The organism is Acidovorax sp. BoFeN1 (assembly GCF_003345135.1).
GTDB lineage: Bacteria > Pseudomonadota > Gammaproteobacteria > Burkholderiales > Burkholderiaceae_C > Acidovorax > Acidovorax defluvii.
This window is the reverse complement of sequence record NZ_QOZT01000124.1, coordinates 1-8,487: the sequence shown is the minus strand read 5'-3', so window position 1 is coordinate 8,487 and position 8,487 is coordinate 1. Positions and strand designations below refer to the sequence as shown.

The window sequence follows — 8,487 nt, the reverse complement described above, 5'->3', positions numbered from 1 at the left end:
CCTGCCAGGCAGCCCCGCCCACGCCCGTGCAGCGCATGGCCGACATCGTGGCCCTGCTGGCCATGGCCCTGGTGGCGCTGGCCGGGGCTGCCTGGCAGGTGCGCCGGCCTTCTTCCCTGTCCGCGCAGCCCGGCCTTGCCGGGCTGTGATACCCCACCCATTCGAGAGAACACACCATGCAGATCGAAACCCCTCCCACCGAAAAACGCTACGAGAAGGCCGAGGGCGAACGCCGGGGCCTCGTCATCGTGAACACCGGCGACGGCAAGGGCAAAAGCACGGCCGCCTTCGGCCTGGCGCTGCGCGCGCACGGCCGGGGCAAGGCCGTGAAGATCTACCAGTTCATGAAGGTGCCCAGCGCGCGCTTTGGCGAGCACCGCCTGTTCGAGCAGATCGGCCTGCCCATCGAGGGCCTGGGCGACGGCTTCAGCTGGAAGAGCAAAGACCTGGAGCATTCCGCGCAACTGGCGCGCGACGGCTGGCAGAAAGCGCGTGCCGACATCCTGGGGGGCGAGCGCTTCCTGGTGGTGCTCGACGAAATCACTTACCCGCTGATCTACGGCTGGCTGCCGCTGCAGGACGTGCTCGACACCCTGGCCGCGCGCCCCAAGGACGTGCATGTGTGCCTCACGGGCCGGCGCTGCCCCGAGGAAATCATCGCCATTGCCGATACGGTGACCGAGATGAAGCTCGTCAAGCACGCTTTCCAAGCGGGCATTCCTGCGCAGCGCGGCATTGAGGACTGAATGCATTGGCACTGGCTGCACCCGCTCGTCGCCCGCCCCGGCGAGGGTGCTGCCTTCCTCGCTCTGGCGGCGCTGGTGGCGCTGGTGGTGGACCGCCTGTGGGGCGAGCCGCCCGCGCGCTGGCATCCGGTGGTGTGGATGGGCAGGGCGCTGGGCGCCTGCGGCCGCCGGGTCGCGCCGCAAGCGCCCACCGGTCGGGATTTGAAGCTATTTTGGCTTGGAGCGCTTTGCTGGTGTGCACTGGCAGCTATTGTTTTGGTAGTGGCTGCGCTGCTCCAGGCGGCAGTGTTGTATGTGTGGGGCGCGCCCACCGAGGTGTGCGAGGTGGTCGTCGATGTGCCGGGCATGGGCCTGGAGGGCGCATCTTCCGTGGTGGGTGTGCTGCGCCTGGTGCTGGCGGCGTTGCTGCTGGGCCTGCTGCTCAAGCCGCTGTTTGCATTCCGGTTGCTACTGCGCGAGGTGCGCGCGGTGGAAGATGCACTGGCCTGCTCGCTCGACGAAGGGCGTGCGCGCCTGGCCTGGCTGGTGAGCCGCGACGTCGCGCAGCTCAGTGCCGACGAGGTGCGCCAGAGCGCCATCGAATCGCTGGCCGAAAACCTCAACGACTCGGTGGTGGCGCCGCTGTTCTGGTTTGCCGTGGCGGGCCTGCCGGGCGCCGCGCTCTACCGCCTGGCCAACACCGCCGACGCCATGTGGGGCTACCGTGGCATGCGCGAAGGCCGCTACTGGGAGTGGGCAGGTAAGTGGGCCGCCCGGGCGGACGACGTGCTCTCGTGGCTGCCCGCGCGCATCACCGCACTGCTGCTGGCGTTGGCGGGCGGCGGCGTGCCGCTGCGCACCCTGGCGCGCGAGGCACGCCAGACCCCGTCGCCCAACAGCGGCTGGCCCATGGCGTCCATGGCGCTGGCGCTGGGTGTGCGGCTCACCAAACCGGGCGTGTACCAGTTGCATGCGCAGGGGCGGGCGCCCACGCCACGGGATGTGGGGTGGGCGCAAAAATTTGCTTCAAAAGTGGCTTGGACCCTTTCTGGTATTGCGGTGTCAGCTATTTTTATCGTAGCTATTCAAGGGGCCTGGAATGCCTGATGCCGCAGCCATGCCCTGCCACGGCGGCACCGACGGCCTCGGCGCGGCGCCGCATGACTTCTCGACCAACAGCAACGCCTGCGGCCCGTGCCCCATGGCCCTGGCTGCCGTGCAGCAGGCCGACGCCACGCGCTATCCCGACCCGGCCTACACCGCCTTGCGCGCGCAGCTGGCCGTGTTTCATGGCGTGGCGCCCGCACGCATCGTGCTGGCAGGCAGCGCCAGCGAGTTCATCCACCGCATCACGGCGCTGGCCGTGCGGCGCGGTGCAGGCGCCGTGGCGGTGCCTGCGCACGGCTATGGCGACTATGCCCAGGCCGCCCGCGCCTGGGGCCTGGCCTTCTGTCACGCACCCGGTACCGGTGCCGCGCTGCAATGGGCCTGCGAGCCCTCCAGTCCGCTGGGCCGGAGCGACACGGCGCTGGCCGCCTGGCTGCTGGACGGCAGTGGGCAGGACGCCCTGCGCGTGCTCGACTGCGCCTACCACCCCTTGCGCCTCGAAGGCCATGCGTCGCCGCCGGGGCGCCTGGGAAGCGTCTGGCAACTGTGGACCCCCAACAAGGCCCTGGGCCTGACGGGCGTGCGCGCCGCCTACGCCATCGCGCCGCAGGGCTGCGAGGCCGATGCGGCAGCCCTTGTTGCGCTGGCGCCGTCCTGGCCCGTGGGCGCGCACGGCGTGGCGCTGTTGCAGGCCTGGGTGCAGCCCCGCGTGCAGCACTGGCTGGCCGAATGCCTGGGTGTGCTGCGCGACTGGAAGGCGCGCCAGCTGGCGCTGTGCGCCGCCTTGGGCTGGGAGGTGCTGCCCGGCAGCCAGGCCAACTACTTCTGCGCGCGGCCCCCGGTGGCCGACCTACCCGCGCTGCTGCACCACCTGCGGGCGCAGGGCATCAAGCTGCGCGACTGCGCCTCGTTCGGCCTTCCCGGCGTGGTGCGCCTGGGCGTGCTGGCGCCCGAGGCGCAAGAGGCCTTGCGGGCGGCGGTGCATGGCCCCGGGCGGTGACAATACGCCCCCTGTGTCGATGTGCGAGGCCCCCCATGACCTATAGCGTCAAGGAAATTTTTTATACCCTGCAAGGCGAAGGCCACCATGCCGGGCGCCCGGCCGTGTTTTGCCGGTTTGCCGGGTGCAACCTCTGGAGCGGGGTGGAAGAGGGCCGAGCCAGTGCGGTGTGCCAGTTCTGCGACACCGATTTTGTCGGCACCGACGGCGAAGGCGGTGGCAAGTTTGCCGACGCCGCCAGCCTGGCCGCGCGCATCCATGCGCTGTGGCCTGCCGGCTACCCCGCGCAAAAATACGTGGTGTGCACCGGCGGCGAACCGCTGCTGCAGCTCGATGCCCCGCTGATCGACGCCCTGCACGCCGCCGGTTTCACGGTGGCGATTGAAACCAATGGCACGCTGCCGGTTCCGCGTGGCGTGGACTGGGTCTGCGTCAGCCCCAAGATGGGCTCGGATCTGGTGGTGCGCCAGGGCAACGAGATCAAGGTCGTCATTCCGCAGCCCGGGCAGCCCCTGGACGAATACGCTGCGCTGGATTTTGAACACCATTTTGTACAGGCCATGGACGGGCCGTTGCAGGCCACGAATCTGCGCCTGGCCATTGACTATTGCAAAGCCCATCCCCTGTGGAACCTGTCGGTGCAGACCCACAAGCTGCTGCAGATTCCCTGAAGGCAACAACGGACCCACCCATGCTGACCATTACCCGAAAAATGGAGTTCGATGCCGGGCATCGCATTCCCGACCACAACAGCCAGTGCCGCAACCTGCACGGCCACCGCTACACGCTGCTCATCACCCTCACGGGCGACGTGGTGCAGAAAGACGGCGAATCCGACAACGGCATGATCATGGACTTCGGCGACATCAAGGCGCTGGCCAAGGCGCACCTGGTGGACCTGTGGGACCACGCCTTCATCGTCTATGAAAAAGACACCGCCGTGCGCGCCTTCCTGGACAGCATGCCGGGCCACAAGACCGTGGTCATCGACCGCGTGCCCACGGTGGAAAACCTGGCCCAGGCCGCCTTTGACATCCTGAAAAACGTGTACCACGACCGCTTCGGCCGCCACCTGTCGCTGGCCAAGGTGACGCTGTACGAAACGCCCAATTGCTGGGCGGAGGTGGACGGCTGATGGCGGCCGCATGCGTCATGGTGCTGGGCACCACCAGCGGCGCCGGCAAAAGCTGGCTCACCACCGCGCTGTGCCGCTACTACAGCAACCAGGGCCTGAAGGTGGCGCCGTTCAAGGCGCAGAACATGAGCAACAACGCGCGCGTGGTCGAAGGCATCGATGGCGCCTGGGGCGAGATCGGATCGGCGCAGTACTTCCAGGCCCTGGCCGCGCGCGCTGTGCCTGAGGTGCGCATGAACCCGCTCTTGCTCAAGCCCGAGGCCGACACGCACAGCCAGGTGGTGCTGCTGGGGCAGGTGAGCGAGCCGCTCACCGCGTTGCCCTGGCGTGGCCGCAGCGCAGTGGTGTGGCCGCAGATCGCCGCCGCGCTGGACGAACTGCGCGCCGAGAACGACGTGGTGGTCATCGAAGGTGCGGGTTCGCCTGCCGAGACCAACCTGCACGCCAGCGACATCGTGAACATGCGCGTGGCGCGCCATGCCCATGCGCGCTGCCTGCTCGTGACCGACATCGACCGGGGCGGCGCCTTTGCCCACCTCTACGGCACCTGGGCGCTGCTGCCCGAGGACGAGCGCGCGCTGATCCACGGCTTCGTGCTCAACAAGTTCCGCGGCGACGCCAGCCTGCTCGCGCCCGCGCCGCAGCACCTGCAGGAGCGCACCGGCGTGCCCACCGTGGCCACCATTCCCATGCAGTGGCACCACGGCCTGCCGGAAGAAGATGGTGTTTTTGACGACCGCAGCACCACGCCCGGCGCCGTGCACACCACCGTGGCCGTGGTGGCCTACCCGCGCATCAGCAACCTCGACGAATTCCAGCCGCTCAAGAACGTGCCCGGCCTGCGCCTGCAGTGGGTGCGCAGCCCGGCCGATGTGGCGGGCCTGCGGCCGACGGACTGGATCGTGCTGCCGGGGTCGAAGGCCACCGCCGCCGACCTGGTCTGGCTGCGCGCGCAGGGCCTGGACCAGTCCATCGCCGCGCACGCGGGGCAGGGTGGCACCGTGCTGGGCGTGTGCGGCGGCCTGCAGATGCTGGGCGAGGCGCTGATCGACCCCGAGGGCATCGACGGCAACGGCCCCGGCCTGGGCCTGCTGCCCCTGGTCACCGTGTTCGAGCCCGCCAAGACCGTGCGGCGCACCAGCGCGGCCTTCGGGCCGCTCGCGGGCGCCTGGGCGCCGCTCTCGGGCGTGGCTGCCTGCGGCTACGAAATCCACCACGGCCAGACGGCCCAGCACCCCGCCATGGCCGCCAAGGGCGACGTGGTGCGCGAGGTCATGCCGGGCATCGCCTGGCAGAACCCGGCGGGCAACGTGCTGGGCGTGTACCTGCACGGCCTGTTCGAGGACACTGCCGTGCTGCACGCCCTGTTTGGCGCCCAGGCGCCGACGCTGGAGACCGTGTTCGACGGCCTGGCCGATGGCGTGGCCCGGCACTTTGAACCGGGTGTGCTGGACGCGCTGATCGCGTAAGAAATACGCTGCCTGCGGCTGCTATCATCGCGCCCCTCAGGTGCCCGATGCGATGAAGCAAAGGGAGAATCGGGAAGGCGGTGCAAATCCGCCGCGTGCCCAACGCTGTAAGGATGATGACCCCCGCTCAATGCCACTGGCCGCCAAGGCCGGGAAGGCGCGGGGGCCAGATGAATCCAAGCCAGAAGACCGGCCTGAATATCCAACGCGCTGCAAGGCCAGGCAGCGCGCTACCTATTCACGCACAGGGGACTGCAATGAATACCGCACCGGCGCAAGCCACGCAAAGCGTTCACGCCTTCACGCAAGAGGCCCGCGACGCCATTTACCAAACCATCTTTTCACGCCGCGACGTGCGCGGGCAGTTTTTGCCCATGCCGGTGCCCGACGAGGTGCTCAGCCGGATCCTCACCGCCGCGCATTACGCGCCCTCGGTGGGCTTCATGCAGCCCTGGAACTTTCTGGTGGTGCGCTCGCCCGAGACCAAGCGCCGCGTGCACGACGCCTTTGCCAAGGCGCACGCCGAAGCCGCCGACATGTTCGAGGGCGACAAGCGTGCGGCGTACCAAAAGCTCAAGCTCGAAGGCATCATCGAGTCGCCCATCGGCATCTGCATCACCTGCGACCGCGAGCGCACCGGCCCCGTGGTGGTGGGGCGCACCCACATGAAAACCATGGACCTGTACAGCAGCGTCTGCGCCGTGCAAAACCTGTGGCTGGCCGCGCGCGCCGAAGGGCTGGGCGTGGGCTGGGTCAGCATCTTCCACCAGGCCGACCTGCAGCAGGCGCTCGGCATTCCCAAGGGCATTACCCCCATTGCCTACCTGTGCGTGGGCTACGTCAGCCACTTCCACGACAAGCCCGAACTCGAATCCGCTGGCTGGCTGCCGCGCCTGCCCATGAAAGACCTCGTGTACTTTGAGCAATGGGGCCAGCGCGACGATCAGCAGCCGCTCATCGCGCACCTGCAGCGCGACCAGGCCGCCGCCCAGCGCGGCCGCCAGGCCACCCCGGCATAAACATGCCGCTGTGCACGGGGCTTGCCCGGTGCACCACCCCCACCGTCACACAACGCGCAGTCCCGTGCGTACGGGCCGCGCCGAACCTCTTTTGAAAGTTGAACCACGCCATGACCGCCCACCTGCCCCTGATTGCCGACATCGCCAACCCGCAGCTCACCCAGGCCCTGCAGCACAAGCTGGACCACAAGACCAAACCCCTGGGTTCTCTGGGCCGTCTGGAGCAGCTCGCGCTGCGCATCGGCCAGATTCTGGGCACCGAATCGCCCCGGCTGGAGCAGCCGCAAATGGTCGTCTTCGCGGGCGACCACGGCCTGGCCGCGCGCGGCGTGTCGGCTTTCCCCAGCGACGTGACCTGGCAGATGGTCGAGAACTTTTTGGCCGGTGGCGCTGCCGTCAGCGTGCTGGCGCGCCAGCATGGCCTGGCGCTCACCGTGGTGGATTGCGGCGTTGCGCGCGACATTGCGCCGCGCGCTGCCGTACCCGGCCAGCCCCAGCTGCTGGTGCGCAAGGTGGCTGCCGGCACGCAAGACGCGTCCATCGGGCCCGCCATGACGTCTGCGCAATGTGCCCAGGCGCTGCACAACGGCATGGATGTGGTGCAAGGTTTGCCAGGCAACGCGCTGCTGCTGGGCGAAATGGGCATTGGCAACACCTCGGTGGCGTCGCTGTTGCTGGCGCGCCTGTGTGGCGTGTCGCTGGAGGACTGCACCGGCGCCGGCACCGGCCTGGATGCGGGCGGGGTGGCACGCAAGCGTGCCGTGCTGGCGCAGGCGCTGGCGGCCAATGAAGGCGCGGTCAACCCGCTCGACGCACTGGCCGCGCTGGGCGGCTTCGAGGTGGCCACGCTGGTGGGCGCCGTGCTGCAGGCTGCGTCAGAGCGCCGTGTGATCGTGGTCGATGGCTTCATCACCAGCGCCGCCGTGCTGGTGGCTGCCCGCCTGCAGCCCCACGTGCTGCAGCGCTGCGTGTTCGCCCACGGCTCGGCTGAGCCCGGCCACGCGCATATGCTGGCGCACCTGCTGCCTGGCCAACAGGCCCAACCGCTGCTCGACCTGGGCCTGCGCCTGGGTGAAGGCTCGGGCGCGGCCCTGGCCTGGCCGCTGTTGCAATCGGCTTGTGCCGTGTTGCGCGAGATGGCCAGCTTTGAGGCGGCGGGGGTGGCAACGCAGTCGGTGTGAGCGGTGTGAGGCATGAGGCGCGCACGGTTTTGACGCTGTGCCGCACTCGCGTTAGTATTACAGATGTTATTACGAAAGCGACCATGCACACCCTCAAACTTACCCAGATCGGCAACTCGGTCGGCGCCATCTTTCCCAAAGAGTTGCTGGCGCGCCTGCAGCTCGAAAAAGGTGACGAGCTGTACGTCACCGAAACCCCCGACGGCCTGCGCATCACCACGCACAACCCTGAATTTGAAGCGCAGATGCGCGTGGCGCGCGAGATCATGAAAGAGCGCCGCGCCGTTTTGCACGAGCTGGCCAAATGACGCGCGAATGGGTCTGGCTGGACCGCGCCGTCATCCTTGCCATCCACGATATGCAACTGGCTGAACACGGCGGCGGCGCGGGTGTGCGCGATGCCGGCTTGCTCGACTCGGCGCTGGGCAAGCCCCTGCACCTGCAGGCCTACGGCGAGCCGCCCCCTGACGCGGCTGCGCTGGCCGCCTCGTATGGCTACGGGATCTCTCGCAACCATCCATTTATCGACGGCAACAAGCGCACCGGCTTTGTGGCGGCTGAGCTGTTTTTGCGCCTCAATGGACTGGCGCTGCACGCCGACGATGCGTCGTGCGTGCTGACGATGCTCGCCGTCGCCGCAGGCGACATGCCAGAACAAGAGTTTGCCGCGTGGCTGCGCGCGCACACTGCGGCGCGGGCATGAGTTGATTTGAAAATTTAAGCTGGCGGATTCCAGAACGAAGTGCACCAAGCAATAGGTTGGGCCAAGAGTGCATAGGATGCTCTCTTGTTGACCGGCCAGTCGCAAAGGAAAGCACTTTGAACTACACACACTTGACCCGAGAAGAACG

10 protein-coding genes and 1 riboswitch are annotated in these 8,487 nt (G+C 68.1%); all 10 genes read left to right on the top strand.

Translation table 11 applies throughout. The annotated features are described in order from the left end of the window. Positions 1 to 176: 176 nt before the first annotated feature. The 10 genes from cobO (at position 177) to DTW89_RS17985 (ending at position 8,339) form a co-directional block, all read left to right on the top strand. Positions 177 to 746 (top strand): cob(I)yrinic acid a,c-diamide adenosyltransferase, encoded by a 570-nt coding sequence (gene cobO, locus DTW89_RS18030; RefSeq protein ID WP_114656935.1) that lies wholly within the window; start codon positions 177 to 179, stop codon positions 744 to 746. Continuing rightward, positions 747 to 1,832: an adenosylcobinamide-phosphate synthase CbiB gene (gene cbiB, locus DTW89_RS18025; RefSeq protein ID WP_114656934.1), complete on the top strand. Its 1,086-nt coding sequence runs from the start codon at positions 747 to 749 to the stop codon at positions 1,830 to 1,832. After that, the gene (locus tag DTW89_RS18020; RefSeq protein ID WP_114656933.1) at positions 1,825 to 2,832 is read left to right on the top strand and encodes an aminotransferase class I/II-fold pyridoxal phosphate-dependent enzyme; all 1,008 of its coding nucleotides are present in this window, start codon (positions 1,825 to 1,827) and stop codon (positions 2,830 to 2,832) included. Before cbiB ends, DTW89_RS18020 begins: the two co-directional genes overlap by 8 nt. 35 nt (positions 2,833 to 2,867) lie before the next feature. After that, positions 2,868 to 3,503: a 7-carboxy-7-deazaguanine synthase gene (gene queE, locus DTW89_RS18015; protein ID WP_114656932.1), complete on the top strand. Its 636-nt coding sequence runs from the start codon at positions 2,868 to 2,870 to the stop codon at positions 3,501 to 3,503. A 20-nt stretch (positions 3,504 to 3,523) separates the two neighbouring features. Then, positions 3,524 to 3,967, top strand: a complete 444-nt coding sequence (gene queD / locus DTW89_RS18010) for a 6-carboxytetrahydropterin synthase QueD (protein WP_114656931.1) — start codon at positions 3,524 to 3,526, stop codon at positions 3,965 to 3,967. Further along, positions 3,967 to 5,436, top strand: coding sequence for a cobyric acid synthase (locus tag DTW89_RS18005; protein ID WP_114656930.1), 1,470 nt, complete (start codon positions 3,967 to 3,969; stop codon positions 5,434 to 5,436). The genes queD and DTW89_RS18005 overlap by 1 nt, the downstream gene beginning before the upstream one ends. A 21-nt stretch (positions 5,437 to 5,457) precedes the next feature. After that, positions 5,458 to 5,648: riboswitch (cobalamin riboswitch) on the top strand. Positions 5,649 to 5,693: 45 nt separating this feature from the next. Then, a complete protein-coding gene (gene bluB / locus DTW89_RS18000; protein WP_114656929.1) occupies positions 5,694 to 6,455 on the top strand; it encodes a 5,6-dimethylbenzimidazole synthase in 762 nt (253 codons plus the stop codon). A 110-nt stretch (positions 6,456 to 6,565) separates the two neighbouring features. Then, positions 6,566 to 7,636: a nicotinate-nucleotide--dimethylbenzimidazole phosphoribosyltransferase gene (gene cobT / locus DTW89_RS17995; RefSeq protein ID WP_114656928.1), complete on the top strand. Its 1,071-nt coding sequence runs from the start codon at positions 6,566 to 6,568 to the stop codon at positions 7,634 to 7,636. 83 nt (positions 7,637 to 7,719) lie between these two features. Next, positions 7,720 to 7,944, top strand: coding sequence for an AbrB/MazE/SpoVT family DNA-binding domain-containing protein (locus DTW89_RS17990; RefSeq protein ID WP_024815411.1), 225 nt, complete (start codon positions 7,720 to 7,722; stop codon positions 7,942 to 7,944). After that, positions 7,941 to 8,339, top strand: coding sequence for a type II toxin-antitoxin system death-on-curing family toxin (locus DTW89_RS17985; protein ID WP_114656927.1), 399 nt, complete (start codon positions 7,941 to 7,943; stop codon positions 8,337 to 8,339). Before DTW89_RS17990 ends, DTW89_RS17985 begins: the two co-directional genes overlap by 4 nt. Positions 8,340 to 8,487: the final 148 nt, after the last annotated feature.